Origin of the sequence: Streptomyces sp. SDr-06, assembly GCF_003324565.1 — a bacterium.
Lineage (GTDB): Bacteria > Actinomycetota > Actinomycetes > Streptomycetales > Streptomycetaceae > Streptomyces.
Genome location: NZ_QOLA01000015.1, coordinates 127738 through 148778, shown reverse-complemented (window position 1 = coordinate 148778; position 21041 = coordinate 127738). Strand labels below are relative to the sequence as shown.

16 protein-coding genes and 2 tRNA genes are annotated in these 21041 nt (G+C 73.2%); 13 read left to right on the top strand and 5 right to left on the bottom strand.

From position 1 onward, the window contains the following. The first annotated feature begins 656 nt into the window (after positions 1-656). From DT019_RS26785 to DT019_RS26765, 5 genes are all read left to right on the top strand, one after another. Entirely contained in the window at positions 657-1850 is a 1194-nt protein-coding gene (locus tag DT019_RS26785) for a Gfo/Idh/MocA family protein (RefSeq protein WP_114039484.1), read from the top strand. A gap of 103 nt (positions 1851-1953) precedes the next feature. Next, a tRNA-Pro gene (locus DT019_RS26780) sits at positions 1954-2027 on the top strand. Between the two features lie 191 nt (positions 2028-2218). Beyond that, complete coding sequence (locus tag DT019_RS26775; protein WP_114039483.1) at positions 2219-4582, top strand: FHA domain-containing protein; 2364 nt, start codon at positions 2219-2221, stop codon at positions 4580-4582. Positions 4583-4593: 11 nt separating this feature from the next. Further along, positions 4594-5265, top strand: coding sequence for a hypothetical protein (locus DT019_RS26770; RefSeq protein ID WP_223279768.1), 672 nt, complete (start codon positions 4594-4596; stop codon positions 5263-5265). Beyond that, positions 5265-6281 (top strand): serine/threonine-protein kinase, encoded by a 1017-nt coding sequence (locus DT019_RS26765; RefSeq protein ID WP_114039482.1) that lies wholly within the window; start codon positions 5265-5267, stop codon positions 6279-6281. The genes DT019_RS26770 and DT019_RS26765 overlap by 1 nt, the downstream gene beginning before the upstream one ends. Before the next feature lie 55 nt (positions 6282-6336). Here DT019_RS26765 and DT019_RS26760 read toward each other — a convergent pair whose 3' ends face one another. Continuing rightward, positions 6337-7644: a streptophobe family protein gene (locus DT019_RS26760; protein WP_114039481.1), complete on the bottom strand. Its 1308-nt coding sequence runs from the start codon at positions 7642-7644 to the stop codon at positions 6337-6339. A 178-nt stretch (positions 7645-7822) separates the two neighbouring features. Between DT019_RS26760 and DT019_RS39760 the strand changes: the two genes are divergently transcribed. From DT019_RS39760 to DT019_RS26735, 5 genes are all read left to right on the top strand, one after another. After that, positions 7823-9160 carry a DUF6777 domain-containing protein gene (locus tag DT019_RS39760; protein ID WP_189389947.1) on the top strand — a complete coding sequence of 446 codons (1338 nt, stop codon included), beginning with the start codon at positions 7823-7825 and terminating at the stop codon, positions 9158-9160. A 200-nt stretch (positions 9161-9360) separates the two neighbouring features. Beyond that, entirely contained in the window at positions 9361-10305 is a 945-nt protein-coding gene (locus tag DT019_RS26750; protein WP_114039480.1) for an ATP-binding cassette domain-containing protein, read from the top strand. After that, entirely contained in the window at positions 10302-11117 is an 816-nt protein-coding gene (locus tag DT019_RS26745) for an ABC transporter permease subunit (RefSeq protein WP_114039479.1), read from the top strand. The genes DT019_RS26750 and DT019_RS26745 overlap by 4 nt, the downstream gene beginning before the upstream one ends. A 97-nt stretch (positions 11118-11214) precedes the next feature. Further along, the gene (locus DT019_RS26740) at positions 11215-12432 is read left to right on the top strand and encodes a sensor histidine kinase (protein ID WP_114039478.1); all 1218 of its coding nucleotides are present in this window, start codon (positions 11215-11217) and stop codon (positions 12430-12432) included. 4 nt (positions 12433-12436) lie between these two features. Next, positions 12437-13099, top strand: coding sequence for a response regulator (locus tag DT019_RS26735; RefSeq protein ID WP_114039477.1), 663 nt, complete (start codon positions 12437-12439; stop codon positions 13097-13099). A gap of 23 nt (positions 13100-13122) precedes the next feature. Here the strand turns inward: DT019_RS26735 and DT019_RS26730 are convergent, their stop codons facing one another. The 3 genes from DT019_RS26730 to DT019_RS26725 all read right to left on the bottom strand — a co-directional run bounded on the left by DT019_RS26730 (position 13123) and on the right by DT019_RS26725 (position 14891). Continuing rightward, positions 13123-14037 (bottom strand): diacylglycerol/lipid kinase family protein, encoded by a 915-nt coding sequence (locus DT019_RS26730; RefSeq protein WP_223279767.1) that lies wholly within the window; start codon positions 14035-14037, stop codon positions 13123-13125. Between the two features lie 38 nt (positions 14038-14075). Next, positions 14076-14168, bottom strand: a tRNA-Leu gene (locus DT019_RS39275). 93 nt (positions 14169-14261) lie between these two features. Next, positions 14262-14891, bottom strand: coding sequence for a TetR/AcrR family transcriptional regulator (locus DT019_RS26725; RefSeq protein ID WP_114039476.1), 630 nt, complete (start codon positions 14889-14891; stop codon positions 14262-14264). Positions 14892-15040: 149 nt separating this feature from the next. On the opposite strand from DT019_RS26725, the gene DT019_RS26720 reads away from it, so the two are divergent. The 3 genes from DT019_RS26720 to DT019_RS26710 all read left to right on the top strand — a co-directional run bounded on the left by DT019_RS26720 (position 15041) and on the right by DT019_RS26710 (position 19633). After that, positions 15041-16642, top strand: a complete 1602-nt coding sequence (locus DT019_RS26720) for an MFS transporter (RefSeq protein ID WP_114039475.1) — start codon at positions 15041-15043, stop codon at positions 16640-16642. Next, the gene (locus tag DT019_RS26715) at positions 16639-18870 is read left to right on the top strand and encodes an MmgE/PrpD family protein (protein ID WP_114039474.1); all 2232 of its coding nucleotides are present in this window, start codon (positions 16639-16641) and stop codon (positions 18868-18870) included. The genes DT019_RS26720 and DT019_RS26715 overlap by 4 nt, the downstream gene beginning before the upstream one ends. A 241-nt stretch (positions 18871-19111) precedes the next feature. Further along, positions 19112-19633: a hypothetical protein gene (locus DT019_RS26710; protein WP_147267352.1), complete on the top strand. Its 522-nt coding sequence runs from the start codon at positions 19112-19114 to the stop codon at positions 19631-19633. 360 nt (positions 19634-19993) lie between these two features. Here the strand turns inward: DT019_RS26710 and DT019_RS26705 are convergent, their stop codons facing one another. Next, the gene (locus DT019_RS26705; protein WP_223279766.1) at positions 19994-20998 is read right to left on the bottom strand and encodes a VlmB-like protein; all 1005 of its coding nucleotides are present in this window, start codon (positions 20996-20998) and stop codon (positions 19994-19996) included. Positions 20999-21041: the final 43 nt, after the last annotated feature.

The window sequence follows — 21041 nt, the reverse complement described above, 5'->3', positions numbered from 1 at the left end:
GGCGGGCGGGTGCGGGGGGCGGCCTCGGGCCTCGGGTGCCGGTCGTAGGGGTAGGCCGTTGGTCGGCACGGTCCCGCGAGGAGTGGCGATGGCGGGCTCTGTTGATCCGCAACTCGGGTGCGCGCCATGGGAGTCGGAGGGCTCGGTAAGGGGCGACGGGAGGTCTCGCGGCCTCTTGCGGTTGCGTCCAGGGGTGGCGCGTTGGGGTGTGAACCGGCGCGAACGGTGCTATGAGGTGGTGAGGGGAGCGGGCCCCGCGCGCGATGCGGAATCGGACGCCGTCCAGGTCACGGCTCCGGGGCACCGAAACGCTCCGGCCACCAGCCATCCGCATCCGGACAGGGGCCGACGACGCGAAACGGGGGTTGACCGAGCGGCCCAGGGCCGTCGCTCGTGCGCCGGCGACCCCTGTGGTGTGGGGAAGTGGTGAGGAATCCGGCCACCTCGCGGGCCGGGCGGGCACGCGCCCGGCCGACGCAGGCACGCGGTTGCCGCGATGTACCTGCCGCGGCCACCGACATCGAGAACAATGCGCAGCATGCCCCTCGACCTCAGGGCCCGCCGGACGGTACGTCCCGCGCCCCGGCGCGGCCCGGACACGCCCTCGCTCCGCCGCACTCCCCACGGCAACACCGCCCGACGTGAAGGAAGTTGACATGACCGACCTCCGTATCGGCGTCATCGGATACGGCATGCGCGGCACCCTCGCGCGCACCGCGCACCGGCCCGGTCGCGGCTCCGTCGTCGCGGCCGTCGCGGATCCCGACCCGCGGGCCCGCGAGGCGGCCGCCGCGGCCTTCCCCGGCGCGGCCCTCTCGGCCGACCACCGCAAGGTGATCGAGGCCCCGGACCTCGACGCCGTGCTCGTGCTCACCCCCGACCACACGCACGCCGACCTGGCCTGCGCCGCGCTGCTCGCGGGCAAGCCCGCCTTCGTCGAGAAGCCGCTCGACATCACGGTCGAGCGCTGCGACGAGATCCTGCACACGGCGCGCGAGACCGGCACCCGTCTGTACGTGGGCCACAACATGCGGCACATGCCGGTCGTGCGGATGATGCGCGACCTCATCGGCCGCGGCGCCATCGGCACCGTCAAGACGGTCTGGGTGCGCCACTTCGTGGGCTACGGCGGCGACTGGTACTTCAAGGACTGGCACGCCGAGCGCCAGTACACCACCGGCCTCCTGCTCCAGAAGGCCGCGCACGACATCGACGTACTGCACTGGCTGTCCGGCGGCTACACGCGCGACGTGCAGGCCATGGGCGACCTGATGGTGTACGGCGACAACCCGCACCGGCGGGCACCCGGGGAGCCCAAGACCGAGGACTGGTACACCGAGGACGGCCACTGGCCCCCGCACACCCAGCGCGCACTCAATCCGGTGATCGACATCGAGGACGTCTCGCTGCTCAACATGCGCCTCGACAACGGTGTCCTCGCCTCCTACCAGCAGTGTCATTTCACCCCCGACTACTGGCGCAACTACACGGTCATCGGCGACGCGGGCCGCCTGGAGAACTTCGGCGACGGCCCCGGCGGCCACGTGAAGGTCTGGAACTCCCGGCGCTCCGAGTACCGGGCCGAGCCGGACGAGACGCACGAGATCCCCGACGCCGACAAGGACGACGGGCACGCCGGGGCGGACCCGCTGATCATCGACGAGTTCCTGCGGTTCGTGCGCGACGGGGGCGTCACGGACACCTCTCCCGTCGCCGCCCGGATGGCGGTCGCGGCGGGCTACGAGGCGACGGCCTCCCTGCGGGCCGGCGGCACCCCCCGCGAGGTGCCGCGGCTCGACCCCGAGCTCGTGGCGTACTTCGAGCGGGGGCAGCGGCAGCAGACCGACTGAGCGGCCGAGGGCCCCGGGGGAAAGGGGTTCGTGACCACCCGGGGAAGTGCGGTATTGTTCTCATGCACGAACGGCCGGGGGAAACCCCAGGTCAGACGGGCATCGGGACGTGGCGCAGCTTGGTAGCGCACTTGACTGGGGGTCAAGGGGTCGCAGGTTCAAATCCTGTCGTCCCGACTCGAAAGAGTCGCAGATCAGGGCCGGTGTCGGAGCAATCCGACACCGGCCCTTGATCGTTTTTGGGGTCCCTGAGGGACCGGCGCCGTAGGGCTTCCCGGCGAGGAGTGGCCCCCGTGCTCGTCCTGGCCGAGCGTGCGCGAGGACCTCAGCCCAGGCGTCAAAAGGGGCGGATAGGTAGAATTCAGGCCATGGGAGAGTGGCGGTCCCGCGCGGTGAGCCCGCCCGAACTCGTCCTGGAGACGGATACCGGCTCCACGGTGATGAGTCCGAGCCGGGACTATCACGTGGGGCGCGACCCCCTGAGCGACATCGTCTTCGACGACGACCGCGTCTCGTGGCATCACGCCGTTCTCCATGCCGAGCTCGATCACTGGACGATCGAGGACGAGCACAGCACCAACGGCACGTACGCCGACGGACGGCGCATCCAGGAGGGGGACATCGGGCCGGGCAGCGTCATCCGCTTCGGCAACGTCACGGACGGTCCCCGCGCGGTGCTCGTCGGCCGCGCCCCTCCCGATGCGGTCCCCGCCGGGCGTCCCTCCTCCGTCAGCATGCCCGCGGCGACCGGCACCTTCCGGCAACCGACGACCGTGCGCCCGTTGCCCGCCCGCACGGTCCGGATCGGCCGCGCCGACGACAACGACGTGGTCATCGACGACCTGGTCGTCTCCCGTCGGCACGCCGAACTGAGACTCCTCGCGGACGGTACGTACGAGATCGTCGACCTCGGCAGCCACAACGGCACCTACCTCAACGGCCAGCCGGTGGCGCGCGCCCCGGTCGCGCCGGGGGACATCGTGGGCGTGGGCCACCGCGCGTACTGCCTGGTCGGTGACGAACTGCAGGAGTACGTCGACACGGGCGAGGTGTCGCTCGACGTCCAGGGACTGACGGTCACCGTCGACCGGGGCCGCAGAACCCTCCTCGACCAGGTGTCCTTCCCGGTGGGCGCGAAGTGCCTGCTGGCCGTCGTCGGGCCGAGTGGCGCGGGGAAGTCCACCCTGCTCAACGCCCTCACCGGGCTGCGTCCCGCGAACGGCGGCACCGTCCTCTACGACGGCCGCGACCTCTACCGCGACTACGCGGAGCTCCGCCAGCGCATCGGTCTCGTACCGCAGGACGACATCCTGCACGCCCAGCTGACCGTGCGCCGCGCCCTCGGCTACGCAGCCGAGCTCCGCTTCCCCCAGGACACCGAGAAGGCGGAACGCCGGGCCAGAGTCGACGAGGTCATCCGCGAACTCGGTCTGGAACAACGCGTCGGCCAGCCCATCCACAGCCTCTCCGGGGGACAGCGCAAGCGCGTGAGCGTCGCACTGGAACTGCTCACCAAACCGTCGCTGCTCTTCCTCGACGAGCCGACGTCCGGGCTCGACCCCGGCATGGACCGTTCGGTGATGCACATGCTGCGCGGCCTCGCCGACGACGGCCGCACGGTCATCGTCGTCACGCACAGCGTGCTCAGCCTCGACGTGTGCGACCGGCTCCTGGTGCTCGCGGCGGGCGGCAGGATCGCCTACTACGGACCGCCGCGGGACGCGCTCCCGTTCCTCGGCTTCACCGAGTGGCCCGAGGCGTTCGAAGCCTTCGAGGCCGACCGCGACCGGGACTGGGCCCGTGACTACCGGGAGTCCCCGATCCACCAGCGCTACATCGCCAACTCCTCCGCGCAGCCGTACCCCGCGCCCCTCACGCGGGCCCCGGCCCCCGCGTCCTTCACGCCGCCGCCCAAGCCGCAGAGCTGGGGGTCCCAACTGCGCACCCTGGTACGGCGATACGCCGCCGCGCTCGGCGCGGACCGGACGTTCCTCGCGATCATGATCGCGCTGCCGTTCGTGATGGGCGCCATGGCGCGGGCCCTCGCGGGGAGCAGGCTGACGCAGGACACGGCGATGAACGCGCTGCTCATCCTCTGCGTGGGCGGAGTCCTGACCGGCGCCGCCAACGCCGTCCGGGAACTGGTCAAGGAACGCGTCATCTATCAGCGGGAACGGGCCGTGGGGCTCTCCAGATCGGCGTACCTGATGTCCAAGGTCGTCGTCCTTGGCACCATCACCGTGCTGCAGGCCGTCGTCCTGACCCTGGTCGCTCTGCTCGGTGTGGACCTCAACGCGCCCGGCGGCGCGGGCGTACTCCTGCCACCGCTGGTGGAAGTCGCCCTGGCGGTGGCCCTGCTCGCGTTCACCGCCATGATGCTGGGGCTCCTCGTGTCGGCGCTCGTGCGCAAGGAGGAGGTGACGATGCCGCTGCTCGTGCTCCTCGCCATCGTCCAGGTGGTGTTCTGCGGCGCCCTCCTCAAGCTGAACGGGGTGCCCGGCATCGAGCAGCTCGCGTGGCTCGTGCCGTCGCGGTGGGCGCTGGGCGCCATGGCGGGGACCATCGGACTCGGCCAGATCGTGCCGGGGGACCTGACCGCCGACCCGCTGTTCAGGCACTCCGCGGGGGTATGGCTCCTGAACATGGGGATGCTGGTCGCCCTCTGCGCCGTCTTCGGATGCGCGGTCGCGAGGCTGCTGCGCCGCCATGAACCCGCCGTGATGCGGAAGTAGGAGCGCCGGCGATGACCACCGCGGACTTCCGCCCCACGCATGTCGTCCCCCAGGACGGGCTGTCCGCCTGGGAGGCGCCGGACGCGGACCGTCCGACGGTGCCGCTGGACGCGCTGCTGCCCGTGCAACTGGTCGACCGGCTCGGCGACTGGGGCCGGATCGTCTGCGCCAACGGCTGGTCGGCGTGGGTCGACAGCCGGCTCCTGGTCGCGGTCCCGCGGGATCCGCCGGGCTCGGGCGGCCCGTTGACCCGGACGGCCGACCCGCGCCCGCTCCTGGCCAGGGCCGAGGACGCCGTCGCCGGGTACCGGCGGGCGGCGGAGGACCTGGCGGGCGGCAGCGCCGACGGGGAGTCCTTCCGGCGCCGGACGCGCGGACTGCGGGTGGGGCTGGTCGTGGACGGCGAGTCGGTGTGGCTCTACGACGCGGAACACGAGCGGTGGGTGTACTGCGACGGGGCACGGCTCAGCACGTACGCGACGGCAAAGGGGCCGAGCGTCGAGGGGCGTGGTGGCGACGGGGCGACGGCGGTCGTGGGGGGCGACGGGGTCGCGGCCGCGGCGGGGACCGAGGTGGTCCGGGATTCCCACGCCGCAGTGGGGCAGGAAGCGACGCGGGTGGTCGAGCCGGGGGCCCCTTCGCCCGAGTCGTCCGATCCGGCGCTCCGGCCCGGTGACGGCTGATGGCGCGCGCACCGGGGGAGTCCGTCCCGAGCCCGCACGCCGGGCGGCCCTCCGAGCTGATCGGGCAGCGGATCGCGGGGTACCGGATCGAGGGCGAGATCGGCCGGGGCGGCATGGCCGTCGTCTACCGCGCCAAGGACCTGCGCCTCGACCGGACCGTGGCCCTGAAGCTGCTCGCCCCCGAGCTCGCCCGCAACGACACCTTCCGCCGGCGCTTCACGCACGAGTCCCGCGTGGCCGCCGCGATCGAGCACCCGCACATCGTGCCCGTCTTCGAGGCGGGGGAGACGGACGGGGTGCTCTACATCGCCATGCGGTACGTCCCCGGGCGCGATCTGCGCCATCTGCTCGACCACGCGGGGCCGCTCCGTGTCGAAGCCGCCCTCCGCATCGCCACGCAGGTCGCGTCCGCGCTCGACGCGGCGCACGACCACGGCCTTGTCCACCGCGACGTCAAGCCCGGCAACATCCTGGTGGCCAAGGGCACGGACAGCGACCACCCGGAGCACGCCTACCTCACGGACTTCGGCCTCACGAAGAAGTCGCTCTCGCTGACCGGATTCACGACCGTGGGCCAGTTCGTCGGGACCCTCGACTATGTGGCCCCGGAGCAGATATCGGGCCGCCCGGTGGACGGCCGGTGCGATGTCTACAGCCTCGCCTGCGTCGTGTACGAGAGCCTGGCCGGCGGCCCGCCTTTCCAGCGCGACGACGACTTCGCCCTCCTGTGGGCCCATCAGTACGACGAGCCGCCCCGCCTGACGCGGAAGAGGCCCGGTGTCGCCGCCGCCCTCGACGCGGTCCTCGCGCGGGCGCTGGCCAAGGCGCCCGAGGACCGGTACGGCTCCTGCCTCGCGTTCGCCGCCGCGCTGCGGTCCGCGGTCACCGGAGACATCGCGGCAGGCCACCCTCCGACGCGCGTGGACCTCCCTGTGGTGGGAGTGCCGACCGGTCCCGGCGCGCCTCCCGAGCCGCCCCGCTGGGCGCGGCCGGTCTTCCGGGGCCCGGCGGGCTGACCGGGGCCCGGCCCGGGCGGGGCGGTCCTGCGGGCCGGGCCGACGGCGGCCCGGCTCAGGCGGGGCCCGCGCCCGCCTCCACCTTTCCGCGCCGGTGGACCGGCCGCGCGAGCAGCCCGCCGAGGAACCCCGACACCAGCCCCCAGGCCAGGGCCAGAACCAGGGCCCGCCACAGCTGGGGCCTCAGCTCCACCAGCCCGGACAGCCCGCCGCCGAGGTCCCCGATGCCGAGGAGCGAGAGGCCGTAGTGGGCGGACATCCCGGTGAGGAGGCAGACGGCGAGCACCGTGAGAGTCAGCGCCACCGCCATGTGCACCGCGTGCTGCCAGGCCCGCATCCGCACCGGGGACCGCGCGGCCATCAGGAACGCGGCGCCCAGCACCAGGACCGCCGCGACGACCAGCAGCCACCACACCCGGCCGTCGTGGCCGGCGAGCGTCTTCAGGCTGAGCGTGGAGTCGTCCGGTGTGCGCAGCACCTCGCTCAGGACCCGCGGCACGGGCAGTCCGAACGGCCCGTCCACCCGGCCTTCCCAGGACGTGCCGAGGCCGAGGGTGAAGGCGAGCCAGACGAGGTTGGGCAGCCCGAGCAGCAGGACCGCGAACGTTGCGGCGGCATGTCCGCGCGTCACCGCCACGACGAGCCCGGCGACGAATCCCAGGGCGACGTACGACAGCAGCAGGACCACCATCGCGAAGGCAGCGGGGCGCACCGACTCCTGGAAGCGCAGCAGGCGCGCGGGGAGCGGCGCCCGGCGCGAGACGAGCAGCACCACGGCGAGGACGCCTGCGAGCCACAGCAGTCCGAAGACGAGGGTCAGCGGCACGTCGGCCTCGAACCCGACCTTGGGCGTGGAGTCCAGGACGTCGCCGACGCCGGCGGCGGGGCTGTTGCCGAGCGCGATCGTGAAGCGGTGCCGGGCGAGCAGGCCAAGGACGATGAGGAGCAGGAGCCAGAGCACCGCGATCCGCGCGGCCCAGCCGCCGAGTTCCTTCGCGTCGGCGACGGCCCGGTGCCGCAGCGGCCGCAGGAACCCGGCGGCCATCACCAGCGCACCGGCGAGGCCGACGGAGAGCGGGAGCACGGAGAACCCGGCGTTCGTGTCGGCGATCGCTCCGGCGTCACCCGAGACTCCCACGGAACCGCCCGCCGCCATCACGACGACGGCCGCCACGACACTCGGGAACGCCCCGCCGGGCAGGTCGGCGGCGCCCGCGGCCCACAGGCCGAGGCCCGCGACGACGGCCATGGTCACCACGGAGGCGAGCACGGCCACCAGGGCGTGGGGCCAGCCATGGGGTGCCCGCCCGCGCTGCTCCGCGCGGGGCGCCGTTGTCCGCCGGGGCGGTGTCTGCTCGCTCACCTTGTCACGCTAAGCAGCGCCCGAGCGGCTCGCCCGTCGGGAGGGCCGACCGCGTCAGCTTGCGGGCTCCGGGGAGCCGGTGAACACAATGGGCGCATAGAGGGACAAAACGTACGCCGCGGACTGTCCTGCGGCGGACCTCCCGGACCGGATCTCCCTACGCACGGAAGAAGTGGTCGTGAGCGTCGAGCCGCCGTCGTCAGGACGCCCCACAGGACCGCCTTCGGGCCCGCTCTCGGGCCCTTCGCAGCCGAGCCCCTCCGGGCCGGGTGACACCCGGGCGGGCGCGACCCGCGCCGGCTCGACTCCGCCTCCCGGGGCCGGGCGGCCGTCGGGCCCGCCGAGCGGCGGCCCGCCGAGCGGTCCGGCCGGCGGCGGAGGGCACGGCGGCGGACTCGGTGAACCGGGCCCGGGCTCCGGTGCGGGCCCCGGGCCGTCCCGCCCGTGGTGGAAGTCCGCGCCCCGCGTCGCCGCGATCTCCGCCGTCGTGGTGGCCGCGGCGGTTCTGGCCGTCGTCCTCACGCGCCCCGGCGGCTCGTCGAAGAGCACACCGCAGGCCGCGGGCGAGGTCCTCCTCCAGCCCGCGGGAAAGTCGGGGCCCGCCCCCTTCACCGGGTCGACGGCCCGCGGCGACACCACGCCGTCCTCCCCGGTCGCGCTGCCGAGCGCGTCGGCCTCGGCCAATGTGACGCGCGGTGTCGACGGCGCCGCCCCCGGCCTCTACGGCGGCACCCAGAAGGTCGGCAGCTGCGACGTGGAACAACAGGTCGCCGCGCTCCAGAAGGACCCGGCCAAGAACAAGGCGTTCGCCTCCGTCCTCGCCATCGAACCGTCCGGCGTGCCGGGTTATCTGCGCGCGCTCACACCCGTGCGGTTGCGGTTGGACACGCGCGTGACCAACCACGGCTACCGCGACGGCGCCGCGACCAGCTACCAGGCCGTGCTGCAGGCCGGCACGGCGGTGCTCGTCGACGACCGCGGCGTGCCGCGGGTGCGCTGCGCCTGCGGCAACCCCCTGCTGCCGCCCGTCGCCCAGAAGGGCACACCGAAGCGGACGGGAGAGGCGTGGCCCGGGTACCAGCCGTCGAACGTCGTCGTCGTGGCGCCCGCGGCGCAGGTGGTGCACAAGTTCGTCGTGTACGACCCGGACAGCGGTGCCTGGTTCGAGCGGCACAAGGGCGACACGGGCACGGGTGACACGGAGACGAAGCCGCCGGTGCCTCCCCCCTCTCCGTCCTCGTCCTCGTTCCCGTCCGGCTCGCCCTCCGTCGGCGAGTCGTCCTCGGCGCCCGGCCCGACTCCGTGTGTTTCGCCCCCCTCCGGCCCGTCCTCGGCGGGACCCTGCCCGCACACGCCCGCGCCGCCGTCCGCCCCGCCCTCCTCACCCTCGTCGCCCACCACGCGGCCCCCCTCCTCGCCGGCCACCCAGCCCCCCTCCTCGGCCTCGCAGGGGTCGCCCACCTCGTCCGGGCCCACGCAACCGCCCTCCTCCTCACGGACGGACGGAGGTTCATGACCGGGCGGGTGCCTGGCGCGCCGGTGCCGCGTCAGCCGTCGGGGTCCGTACATCGCCGGGTGTAGGGGCGTTCAATCCCGGGGTGCAGGAAGGCCGGGGCAATGTCGGTCCTCGGGGCGTCGTACCGGCCGGGGAAGCGGGCCTAGCGTGGGCAGCGTCCGCTTCGGATACCCCGATGCCGTTTCCCGCAAGGACTTTCCATGATCGAAGCCCACTCCCTCACCAAACGCTACGGCGAGCGCACCGCCGTCGAGGACCTCAGCTTCACGGTGCGCCCGGGCATCGTCACCGGGTTCCTCGGGCCGAACGGCGCGGGCAAATCCACCACGATGCGGATGCTCCTCGGCCTCGACGCACCCACCTCGGGCCACGCGGTCGTCAACGGCAAGCGCTACGCCGAGCACCGGGCTCCGCTGCACGAGGTCGGGGCGATGCTGGAGGCACGGGCCATCCACACCGGGCGCAGCGCCCACAACCACCTCCTGGCCCTCGCGGCCACCACGGGCATCCCGGCGCGCCGGGTGGACGAGGTGATCGACCTGGTGGGTCTGCGTGCCGTCGCGAAGAAGCGGGTGGGCGGTTTCTCCCTGGGCATGGGCCAGCGGCTCGGCATCGCCAGCGCGCTGCTCGGCGATCCGGCCACGGTGATCCTCGACGAACCGGTCAACGGCCTCGACCCCGAGGGCATCCTGTGGATACGCAATCTGCTCAAGGGGCTCGCCGCCGAGGGGCGTACGGTCCTGGTGTCCTCGCACCTGATGTCCGAGATGGCGCTCACCGCCGAGCACTTGATCGTGATCGGCCGCGGCCGGCTGATCGCCGACACCTCCGTCGCGGAGTTCACGGCGCAGGCCGCGGGCGACGTGGTGCGGGTGCGCACGGAGGATGCGGAGAAGCTGCGCGGCCTGCTCGCGGGTCCCGACGTCACCGTCGCCTCGCAGGAGCCCGGGGTCCTCGAGGTCAGCGGGCTCAGCAGTGACCGGATCGGGCGGATCGCGGCCGACCACGCCATCGCGCTGGCCGAGCTCACCCCGCAGCAGGCCTCGCTCGAAGAGGCCTTCATGGAACTCACCAGGGACTCCGTGGAGTACCAGGCCCCGGCGCCCGAGCTGGTCGCCGCGGGCAGCGAAGGAAGTGCGGCATGACGACGGCATCCATCATCCCCGCCTCGGCGCGCGGGGAGGTGACCCAGGTCCGGGTGATCCACTCCGAGTGGATCAAGCTGCGGTCGCTGCGCTCCACCCTGTTCACGCTGCTCGCCGCCGTCCTCGCGATGATCGGCCTCGGCCTGCTGTTCAGCTACTTCACGGCCGACCGCTGGGCGCATCTGCCCGCCGACGAGAAGGCCCACTTCGATCCCACCCTGGTCAGCCTGCGCGGCTTCTATCTGGCCCAGCTCGCCGTCGGCGTGCTCGGTGTCCTGGTGGTGAGCGGCGAGTACGCGACCGGCATGATCCGTGCCTCGCTGTCCGCGGTGCCCCGCCGGCTGCCCGTGCTGTGGGCCAAGGCGCTGGTGTACGGCGTGGTGGCGTGGCTGCTGATGACGGTCGCCTCGCTGGTGGCCTTCCTCGTCGGCCAGGCCGCGATGTCCGGCCACCACCTCGGCACGTCGCTGAGCGCCCCCGGCGTCCTGCGGGCGGTCCTGGGTGCCGGGCTGTACCTGACGGTCGTGGGTCTGCTCGGGGTGGCGTTCGGCGCGCTGATCCGCAACACGGCGGGCGGCATCGCCACCGTGTTCGGCGTGCTGCTCGTCCTGCCGGTGCTCGCGGAGGCCCTGCCCTCCTCCTGGTTCCAGCACATCAACCCGTACCTGCCGAGCACGGCGGGGCAGGGGCTGCTCCACATCCATCAGGAGCCGCATACGCTGGCCCCATGGACCGGGTTCGCCTTCTTCTGCCTGTACGCGCTGATCGCGCTGGCCGGGGCGGGAGCGGCGCTCAAGCGGCGGGACGCCTGATGAGGCCGGCGGCGACCGGATCCGGTGGCGGCGCGGGTGTGCCGAGGCCGCCCCGCGGCGCCGGGGCCGGTCGCCGCCGGGCCCACCGGGCGGCGTCATGACGTACGCGCCCGCGGCCGCCGTGCGGCGCCGGGCCGAGTCGTGGCGCGCCCTCGCGGCGCGCCTGCGGCGGCGGGCCCTCACCCGGCTCTCGCCGCTCGCGGTGGACGCGCTCTTCGCGGCCGCCGTCTTCGCGGGGCTCTCGGCCATGGCGCGCCGGCCCCTGCACGACCACGTGGTGCTCATCGCGGGCTTCACCGCACCGATGGTGCTGCCGCTGGTGTGGCGCCGACGGGCGCCGTTCGCGGTGTTCCTGACGATGTCCGCGATCGCCCTCGTGCAGTGGTTCGCCGATCAGCGGCTGCCCGCGGACATCGCGCTGCTCATCGGCCTGTACACGGTCGCGGCCCACGCGAGCAGGCAGCGCACCTGGCTCGCCAGCGGCGTACTGGAGGGCGGGGTGCTCCTGGCGGCGGTCCGCTGGGCTCCCGACGACCGGGCGGCCGAGGTGTTCATCGGGATGTCCGCGATGGTCGTCGCCGCCTCGGTCATCGGCATCAACATGCGCGGCCGGCGTGCGGCGATGGCGCTGCTCGAAGAACGGGCGGTGCGGCTGGAGCACGAGCGGGACCAGCAGGCCCAGCTGGCCGTCGCCGGAGAGCGCTCCCGGATCGCCCGCGAGATGCACGACATCGTCACCCACAACCTGTCGGTGATGGTGGCCCTCGCCGACGGCGCGGTCTTCGCGCAGGACCGCGCCCCCGAGCGGGCCACCGCGGCGATGCGCCAGGTCTCCACGACGGGACGGCAGGCGATCACCGACATGCGCCGCTTCCTCGGAGTGCTGCGCGCGGACGAGCCGGACGCCTTGCGCCATCCCATGCCGGCCATCGCGCAGCTGGAGCCGCTGGCCGACCAGGTGCGCGCCGCCGGACTGCCCACCCTGCTGGAGGTCAGCGGCGATCCGTCGGCCGCACCGGCCGCGGCGCAGCTGACCGCCTACCGCCTGGTCCAGGAAGCCCTCACCAACACCCTCAAGCACGCGCCACCGGGCACCCGTGCCACGGTCCGCGTCGAGTGCGGTCCGCAGGAGATCACCGTCGACGTCACGGACGACGGCCCCGCCACCGAGGTCCCCGCCACCACGACCGGGCACGGTCTGCACGGCATGCGGGAGCGGGCCGCGGCCTACGGCGGCGCGCTGACGGCCGGGCCCAGGGCGGGCGGCGGCTGGCAGGTGCGTGCCGTGCTCGCCCTCAACGGAAGCGAAGCGTGACCGGATGACCATTCGTGTCCTTCTCGTGGACGACGAGCCGCTGCTGCGCATGGCGTTCACCATGGTGCTCGACGCGCAGGCCGACATGGAGCCGGTCGGCGAGGCGGGTGACGGAGCGGAGGCCGCCCGGCTCGCCCACCAACTGCGTCCCGATGTCGTGTTGATGGACGTCCGCATGCCCGGCACCGACGGCATCGAGGCGACGCGGCGCATCGTGGCCGAGTCCCCCGAGTCGAAGGTCCTCATCCTGACCACCTTCGATCTCGACGAGTACGCCTTCGCCGGACTGCGGGCCGGTGCTTCGGGATTCCTGCTCAAGAACGCGCTCCCCGAGGAACTGCTGGCCGCGATCCGCTCCGTGGCTGCCGGTGACGCGGTGGTCGCCCCGCGCATCACGCGGCTGCTCCTGGAGAACTTCGCCCACCAGCTCCCCACCGGCACCGGTGGCGGCGACGACGAACGGCTCGCCAGGCTCACCACCCGCGAACGCGAGGTGCTCACGGAGGTCGGCCGGGGGCTGTCGAACACGGAGATCGCCGCGGCGCTGCACCTGGCCGAGGCGACGGTGAAGACCCATCTGAACCGCATCCTGGTCAAGCTGGAACTGCGCGACCGCGTCCAGGCCGTGGTGTTCGCGTACGAGACCCGTCTGGTGCGGCCGGCCTGAGCCGGGCGGCTCCCGCTCGGCGCTTACGGGGTGATCACTGGCAGGGCGTGCGGATCCACGTCCAGGGTGTAGCGGTCGCGGGCCCCGGTGACCAGGTCGCCGTCGTACTCGAAGAGCAGCGCCTCCCCGTCCGTGCGCTCCACCACCACGCGGCGGCCCCGCGCGTACACGATTCCGGGGCCGCCGACGTGGCTGCCGTCGCGGGACAGCCGCAGGAGCGCGGGGAGGGGCAGCGCCGTTCCCGCGACGCAGACGTCGAGCAGTCCGTCGTCCAGGACGGAATGCGGCAGCAGCGTGAACCGGCCGGCGCGGTGGCGCCCGCCGCCCACGCCGACCGCCACTGTCGGGCCCGCGTGGACGACCTCGCCGTCGACGCTCACCCGGCCCGGGTACGGGCGGAACGCCTCGATGGCGCGAGCCAGGGCCGCTTCGTAGCGGGCCCTTCCGGTGTCGGAGACGGTGCGCGCGGTCACCAGCGTCTGGGCGGCGAGCCCGGACGAGGCGCCCAGCAGCGCCAGACCGTCCGTCTCGGCCACGCGGGCCAGGTCGATCCGGCGGACGCGCGGCCGCGAGAGAGCGCTCTCCAGGGCGTCCTGCCAGGGCCGGTCGGACCAGATCTCGCGGTAGAAGGAGTTGCCCGTGCCGGACGGCAGTACCAGCAGCGGCACCCGCTGCTCGGCGGGAGCGCTCTCACACAGGCCCGCCATGAGGTCATGGGCGGTGCCGTCGCCGCCGATGGACACCACGAGGGCCGGGCCGCCCGGCTCGCCCACCGCAGAGGCGAGCTCGTGGGCATGGCCCGGCCGCTCGGTCACAGCCAGCTCGACCGCCGCGCCGACCCCCGCGATCCGCCGGACGACTGCCTCCGACATCTCCCGCGTGTACGTTCCCGCGGCCGGATTGGCCACGACCAGAACGGACCGGGGTGATGGAGTCATCGGCGGACACCTCGTCGCGACAGGCGGCTCTTCGGCTGTGGCGGAGAGGGCAGGATTCGAACCTGCGAGGGCTTTCACACCCGGACCGGACCTGTGCCGGACCCCCGTTGGGCCGCTGCGGGTACCTCTCCCCGTACGCCTGGTTCTCGCGTACGTTCCGATCCTGCGCGGCGGGGCTGAGATTTCGCTGAGACGGCGCTGAGACCGCGCGCGAGGCGGCCGTGTCAGGTGGCCGGCCCGGGTGCGCCCAGGCCGCGGTGGGCCAGTTCGAGGACGGCGGCCGTCACCGCCTCGATGTCGATGGGCTCCGCGCCGCTGATCAGGTCGTCGAGGAGGCCGTGCGCGCCGTGGAAGAGCATGCGGCAGACCAGTGTCGTGTCGCCCGCCGTGAAGGCGCCCGCGAGCGCGCCACGGCCGATGAAGTCCGCCATTAGGTCGATAACCCTTTGGTTCGAACTCCGGCACAGTTCGAGGGACTTGGCGTTGGCCGAGCGGTGCACGATCCGGTGCAGTTCGGCGTTGTCGACGGCGTGCGCCACCAGGGCGCGCACCAGCCGGTCGAGCGTCGGCCACCAGGCTCCACGCTCGTCGAGGAGCGCCCGGGTGGTCACCAGGAACCGGTCGACGTACTCCTCCCACATCGCGCCGAGCAGATGGTCCTTGGAGTCGAAGTACAGGTAGAACGTGCCCTTCGCGACCTCCCCGGCCTCGGCGAGTTCGGCGACGGTGGCGTCCGTGAACCCCTTCTCGCGGAAGACCTCGGCCGCGCCGCTGAGCAGGGCCGCGCGGCGGTCCTCGGGACTCCTGGTCACCCGCTTGCGGCGCGGGCGGTTCGGGGGACTGGTGGCAGTCATGAACGCGCCTCCGGTCGGCGGGAGTTGGTCTTGGCCCAATCTACCCTCCCGGTGACTGACCACCAGTCAGCGCGCATTGACTGACTGACCGTCGGTCATTATGTTGCGAGTGCCAGCCCGTCCCCGGACCCCTCACGTGAGGATCCGTCATGAGCGAGACCATCGGCTCCGGCACGGCGGCCGCCCCCAGGAAGGGGCTGCTGCTCGCCTTCCTCTGCTTCGGCGTGTTCATGGTGTACCTGGACGCCACGATCGTGAACGTGGCGCTTCCCGACATCCAGCACGAACTGACCGCCGGAATAACGCAGTTGCAGTGGATCGTGGACGCCTACGCGCTCGCCTTCGCCTGCCTGCTGCTCACCTCAGGAACCCTCGGGGACATCCTCGGCCGCAAGAGGCTCTTCCTCGGCGGCCTGCTCGGCTTCACCCTCAGCTCGGTGATGTGCGCGCTCGCGGGCTCCATCGGCGTCCTGCTCGTCGGCCGCGCCCTCCAGGGCATCTGCGGCTCTGTCATGATCCCGGTCTCGCTCGCCCTGGTCTCCGCCGCCTACACCGACCCGGCCGCCCGGGCCAAAGCCATCGGCATCTGGGCCGGTATCGGCGGGGTCGCGCTCTCCGCAGGGCCCGTGGCCGGCGGGGTGCTCGTCGACCACGTCGGCTGGCAGAGCATCTTCTGGATCAACGTGCCCATCGGGGTCCTCGCCGCTCTGGCGCTCGCCCGGCTGCTCACCGAGAACCGCTCCCCGCGCGCCCGCCGCCCCGACCTGCTCGGACAGGCGCTGTTCATCGTGGCCATCGCCGCGCTCGCGTACGCGCTCATCGAGGGCAACAGCAGGGGATGGGCCTCGGCGGTCATCGTCGGGTCGTTCGCGCTCTCGGCGGTGACACTGGTGGCCTTCGTGTTCTGGGAACTGCGGCAGCCCGACCCGATGCTCCCGCTCAAGCTCTTCCGCAGCCCGGTCGTCGCGGTCGCCGGAGCCGTCAACTTCCTCAGCCTCTTCGGCCTGTTCGCGGCCATCTTCCTGCTGACCCTCGTCCTGCAGAGCCTGCAGGGGCTGAGCAGCGTGGAGACCGGCGTGCGCTTCCTCGCGCTGACCGTACCCATCATGATCGCCTCGTTCGCGGCGAGCGTCGTCGCCGCCCGGGCGGGCTCCCGCTGGCCCATCGTCGCCGGATCCGTCCTGTCCGCCGCGGGCCTTTTCGGGCTGACCGCGCTGGACGTGGACACCGGCTTCGGCGGCTACTGGTGGGCCCTGGCGCTCCTCGGCGTCGGCGTCTCCTTCACCGGCGCGCCCGCCACGGTCGCGCTGCTCGACTCCGTGCCGCCCGAGCAGGCGGGCACGGCCTCCGGCGTTTCCAACACGTTCCGGCAGGTGGGCGCGGTGTTCGGCGTGGCGCTCGCCGGGGCACTGCTCCTGCGCCACCTGCGGGACGCGCTGCCGGGAGCGCTCTCAGTGGCTCCCCTCCCGCAGGAGGTTCGCGCTCGCGCCTACGAGCAGCTCAGCGGCGGCGACCTGTCGCGGGCCGGAGCGCTGCCGCCCTCGGTCCGTCGTCCCGTCATGGACGCCGTCGGTCCCGTGTTCATCGACGGCATGCACCTGGTGACGGAGGTCGCCGCGGCGGGCACGCTCGTCGGCGGGCTGTGCGCCCTGGTCCTCCTGCGCGGCCGACGCGGTGGCGCAGCACCCGGGCCCGAAACGGAGGCCCACCGGGAGGCCCCGGAGGCCGCCATCGGCCGGCGGCGCGCATGACCAAGCCACCGCTTCTGGCCGAACTGGCAGCGTGGGCCGGCGCGTTGGACGTCACGGACGCCCCGGAACGGGTCGTCGCGCACCTGCGGAGCCAACTGCTCAGCCAGCTCGCCGCCGCCCGCGCCGGATACGGCCACCCGCTGGGCGCCAGGATCACCCAGGCGCACGGGAGCGCTCTCCAGGACGACCCCGAGCGCGCCGCGCACTCCCTGGCGATGGCCACCATCTGCCTGGACTTCGACGACACCGCCTACGCCGGCCACCTCTCCCACTCCTGTGTCAACGTCCCTCTCGTGTACGCGCGACCGCGCGGCCTCGACGGGCGGCGGCTCGCGACCGCGATCCTGGCGGCCAATGAATGCGCGGCGCGCGTCACCGCCGCCGCCACGCTCGGTCCCTTCCGGGGGCAGACCGCCGGGCACACCCACCTCGCGGGTGCGGTGGCGGGCCGACTGCGCGCCGAGAGCGCTCTCACGGATACCTGGGTGAACGCGTTCGGCCTCGCCCTCACCACCCCCACCTGGACGCTGCCGCATGGCTTCTTCACCACCGACGCCAAGCTGTACACAGCCGCCGTCCCGGTACGCATCGGCCTCGGCGCGTGCGACGGCGCCCACGCCGGTCTCAGCGGCCCGTCCGACGTCCTGGAACACCCGCAGGGCTTCTTGCACCGGTTCGCGGCGCTGCCCTTGCCGGAGGAAGCGGTGGCCGGCCTCGGCAGCCTCTGGTACACGGAAACGCTCTCGTACAAGGTCCATCCCGGCAGCGCCTACCTCAGCGCCGCCATCGACTGCGCTGTCGAACTCCGGGAGGAATTAGCCCTGTTGGGGTTCGACGGCGCCGGAGGGGTCGAGGGGATCGCCGAGGTCGTGGTCGAGGGATCGCTCTTCACCAGCGGACTCGACCGGGTCTTCCAGAAAGATCCTGCCGGTCCTCGCTCCAGCGTCGCCGCCCTGAACTTCTCCGTCCCGTACAACGTGGCGACCGCGCTGCTGACCGGGGCCCTGGAGCCCGCCGACCTCGCGCCGCCCGAGGTCGGCCGGCCGGAGCGCTGGGCCCTCGCGGCGAAGGTGCGCACCGCACACGACCCGGCGCTCAGCCGGGCCGCGCTGCTCGCCACGGCGCCCCTCGGCCAGGCCCTGAGGCGTGCCGGGCGGCGAGCCGCGGGGTGGGCCGCGGCGGCGGGGCCGGAAGCCGTCGACGCGCTGCCGCCACCCTGGCTGGACCCGGCGCCCGACTTCCGCTGGGCGACGAAGGACCTGGGCGCCCGGGTCACCGTGCGGCTGCACGACGGTCGCGAGCTGCGCGCCGAGCGGCGCAGCGCCGTCGGCGCGGCGGGCGGCACGGACGGGCCGGGCCACCAGGAGCTGGCCCGGCGCAAGTTCCAGCGCTGCGGCGGCAAACCGGAGGTCGTCGAACTCGTGGAAAACCTGCTGGAGTTGAGCGCCCGCGACGTCGAGCGTCTCGTCGAGCTGGCGCTGGGGGATTTGGACGGTGTCGGGCCGAGCCCTGGGGTCCGGCCCGCGCGCTCGACGGGGCCCGGCGGTGAGGGGAACGCGCACGGTGAGCCCGGGTTGGGCGTAGGAGAGCGCTCCCAGCCGGGGGCGGGAGCGCCCGCGCGCTCCGGAAGCGGGCTGCCCCAGGGGCCGGGGACGGGGCGGGAGCAGCCGTCGGCGCGGGTCTCCGAGGCCCTGTGGGACACCGCGCGGCTGGAGTCGGCGTACGACGGGCTGTTCCGTGCGATGACCTCCCTGCTCGACGCCGACCGCCGCCTCGGCGGTGACGCCGCCGGAGAGGACGGTGGGAACAGGGAGGCCCGCGAGGCCGAGGAGAGCGGGCGCGAGATCGACCGTGTGCTCGCTCATCTCGCCCTCGGCGACCGCCTTTTGGCGACTGTCGCGCGGGGGGTACTCGACGGAGCCGCGTCGCTTGTGCTGGACAATTCCGCCGCCACGGATCCCGTGGCGCTCGACGCGCTCGTCGCGGCGGCGGACCGTGCCGTCCTGGTCGAGCTGGTGCGCCGCAACGCCGCCGAGCTCGTCGGCGTCCTCGCGCGCACACCGGCCAGGTGCTGGACCGTCGACGTGCGGGTGCGGCTCGTCAACGGAGCCGGAAAGGAGCTGTTCAGCGGCCCGGTCCCCTGGGGAGAGGTCGTTCGCCTGCGGGCGGAGGAACAGCTGCCGGGGCATGCGGCGCGGCTCAACCAGCTCAATGGGCACCCTAGTTGAGGGGCGGGCGGGGGACACCTCCATGGGGGACGGCGATGCTCAAGGACTCGACCCGGAGGGCCGTGACGCGTACGGCCACGATCCGGACCGCCGTGGTCCACGCGGCCTGAGACCGGGCGAGGCCGAGGAGCTGCCGGCGGAGTTGCCGTGGCGGCGGGCCGTGGTGTTCGGTGGCTGCGAAGCGGGACCCGTGGCACGGCCCGGGCCCCGTGACCACAGTGTCAAACCGTGGCCCGATCGGGTGGCCTGTGCTCTGCGGCAGGCGGGGCGCGGCGAACTCGCCTGCCTGTCCCTGCGAGCCCGGCGCGACCTCGTTCTGTCCGAAGTGCGGTCCCGGCAACTGGCGCAGGCCCTGGCCTTCGGGGCGGACCTCGCGGTACTCGCCTGCGGTGGTCCAGAACTCCGGGCCCGGACCTTCGACCCGGATGTGATGGAGTCGGAACTCAGCCGGATCCTGGCCTCGTTGAAGGGGGCCACCTGTCGTGACGCCGCCGTGGTCAGCCCCTTCGACTGGTCCGGCTCCGGTCAGGTGCCACGGTCTCAGCGCGACCGGATCCGCACACGGCACCTCCTGCTCGTGGAACGCGTCGCGGTGGTGGCGCTCCGTCATGGCGCCCTGCACGTCGACCTGATGGCCCGGCAGAAGGGCATCGACGTCGCGCGCCTGTGGAGTTCGCAACCCGGTCGGCTCAGCGGCCGGGGGCACGCCCTCGCCGCCGCGGCGGTCCTGCGCGCCCTGGCCGACCAGGCGCGGTCACGCTGAAGCCCGGTCCGCCTGTGGTGGCGGAGGTTGCCAGTCCCCTCCGTACCGGCGAGTCCGCACCGGCTCCGCCCAGGTGCGCGGAGACCGATCAGCCGGTCCGCCTGGGGTGGGGCAGAGGTCGCCGTCCCCTCCGCACCGGCGACCTCCGCACCGGAGCGGACTGACGGAGACTCCTGGGTTCCACCCCGGACCCCGTTTCCCTGAACGGCGCTTGTCCTCGAACTCCCCCAAGGTCTCAAGGGCCAGGGGGCCCCACGACGGGCTGGGGACGCCCATGGGCCGCAGCCGAACCGACGACCAGTTCCGGCCGGGCGGGTGCCTCCGCGCAGCCCAGGTGCGCGGAGACCGGTCGGCCGGTCCTCACAGGGCGTCCGCGAGGCCCATGTACTCCAGGCGGCGGCGCTGCATGGCGTCCGCCCAGCCGAGCGCGGTCGTCATCCGCTCCTCGACCTCGGTGTCCACCAGACGGCGGCCCGGCCAGATCTCGTAGTCGCCGACCAGCTCGGCGTGCTTGCGCAACCCCTCCTGGAACAGCGACTCCCGCCGGACGATCATGTCCGTGGCGGGCAGGGATCCCCACAACTCCCGTCCACTGGCGATCAGTTCAAGCAGGCGCGGCTTGTCCTCCGGATGGGTGAGGAGGTGCTCGCGGGCGATCGAGCTGCCCACCGTGAGGTGGCGGATCTCGTCGATGGCGGCGCCCCGCTCGATGTCGGCGGCCGCCGGGTCGAAGATCCGCCACTTGCGTTCGCTGAGCTCCGCCGCGGGCGCCAGCACCCCCTCGACCAGAATGGTCAGGACGACCACGCCGCCGATGAAGTCGCCCTCGTCGCGCAGCACACGAAGTCCGAGTTCCTCCAGCGGGGCGAGCACGGCATCGCGGTCCGATCCGGCCAGCCTTTCCACGGTTGAACCCAGGTCGTGCTCGGCCACCCCCAGCGAGGTCAGGTGGGTCCGGAAGACCATCGAATGCCGTGCCTCATCCAGGAGTTGGGTGGCGTAGAACTCCATGCTGTCGACGTCGGGTGCCAGCGCCACCAGATGGGAGATCGCCCGGGTCGCCTTCTCCTCGGCGATCGAGCGGAACGCCAGCTCCTGGGTGAGCGCGTCGTTCAGCGGCCCCGGCTCGCTGGTCACCGCCAGCGGCCGGACGCCGTCCGCGTGCCCCAGCTCCTGGCCGCGCAGGGTGCCCTGCGGGACGGCGCGCAGCCAGTACCGCAGGTTGCAGTCCGCGGCCCTCAGTTCGAGATGCGTCGCCCCGTCGACCAGGGACGGGGCGCGTTCCCAGTCGGCCTCGGCGGGAAACGCGGCGAGAGCGCTCTCGGCAGCGGCAGTCGGGGTCTCGTGCGCCCGGGTCTCGGTCATGGGCTTCAGCTCCTGGTCTCGTTCATCGGGGCAACTCCGGGTG

What these genes read in the sequence shown, in the direction of transcription:
- DT019_RS26785 (WP_114039484.1), top strand. Translation starts at nt 657, where the DNA reads ATGACCGACCTCCGTATCGGCGTCATCGGATACGGCATGCGCGGCACC.
- DT019_RS26775 (WP_114039483.1), top strand. Translation starts at nt 2,219, where the DNA reads ATGGGAGAGTGGCGGTCCCGCGCGGTGAGCCCGCCCGAACTCGTCCTG.
- DT019_RS26770 (WP_223279768.1), top strand. Translation starts at nt 4,594, where the DNA reads ATGACCACCGCGGACTTCCGCCCCACGCATGTCGTCCCCCAGGACGGG.
- DT019_RS26765 (WP_114039482.1), top strand. Translation starts at nt 5,265, where the DNA reads ATGGCGCGCGCACCGGGGGAGTCCGTCCCGAGCCCGCACGCCGGGCGG.
- DT019_RS26750 (WP_114039480.1), top strand. Translation starts at nt 9,361, where the DNA reads ATGATCGAAGCCCACTCCCTCACCAAACGCTACGGCGAGCGCACCGCC.
- DT019_RS26745 (WP_114039479.1), top strand. Translation starts at nt 10,302, where the DNA reads ATGACGACGGCATCCATCATCCCCGCCTCGGCGCGCGGGGAGGTGACC.
- DT019_RS26740 (WP_114039478.1), top strand. Translation starts at nt 11,215, where the DNA reads ATGACGTACGCGCCCGCGGCCGCCGTGCGGCGCCGGGCCGAGTCGTGG.
- DT019_RS26735 (WP_114039477.1), top strand. Translation starts at nt 12,437, where the DNA reads ATGACCATTCGTGTCCTTCTCGTGGACGACGAGCCGCTGCTGCGCATG.
- DT019_RS26730 (WP_223279767.1), bottom strand. Translation starts at nt 14,037, where the DNA reads ATGACTCCATCACCCCGGTCCGTTCTGGTCGTGGCCAATCCGGCCGCG.
- DT019_RS26725 (WP_114039476.1), bottom strand. Translation starts at nt 14,891, where the DNA reads ATGACTGCCACCAGTCCCCCGAACCGCCCGCGCCGCAAGCGGGTGACC.
- DT019_RS26720 (WP_114039475.1), top strand. Translation starts at nt 15,041, where the DNA reads ATGAGCGAGACCATCGGCTCCGGCACGGCGGCCGCCCCCAGGAAGGGG.
- DT019_RS26715 (WP_114039474.1), top strand. Translation starts at nt 16,639, where the DNA reads ATGACCAAGCCACCGCTTCTGGCCGAACTGGCAGCGTGGGCCGGCGCG.
- DT019_RS26705 (WP_223279766.1), bottom strand. Translation starts at nt 20,998, where the DNA reads ATGACCGAGACCCGGGCGCACGAGACCCCGACTGCCGCTGCCGAGAGC.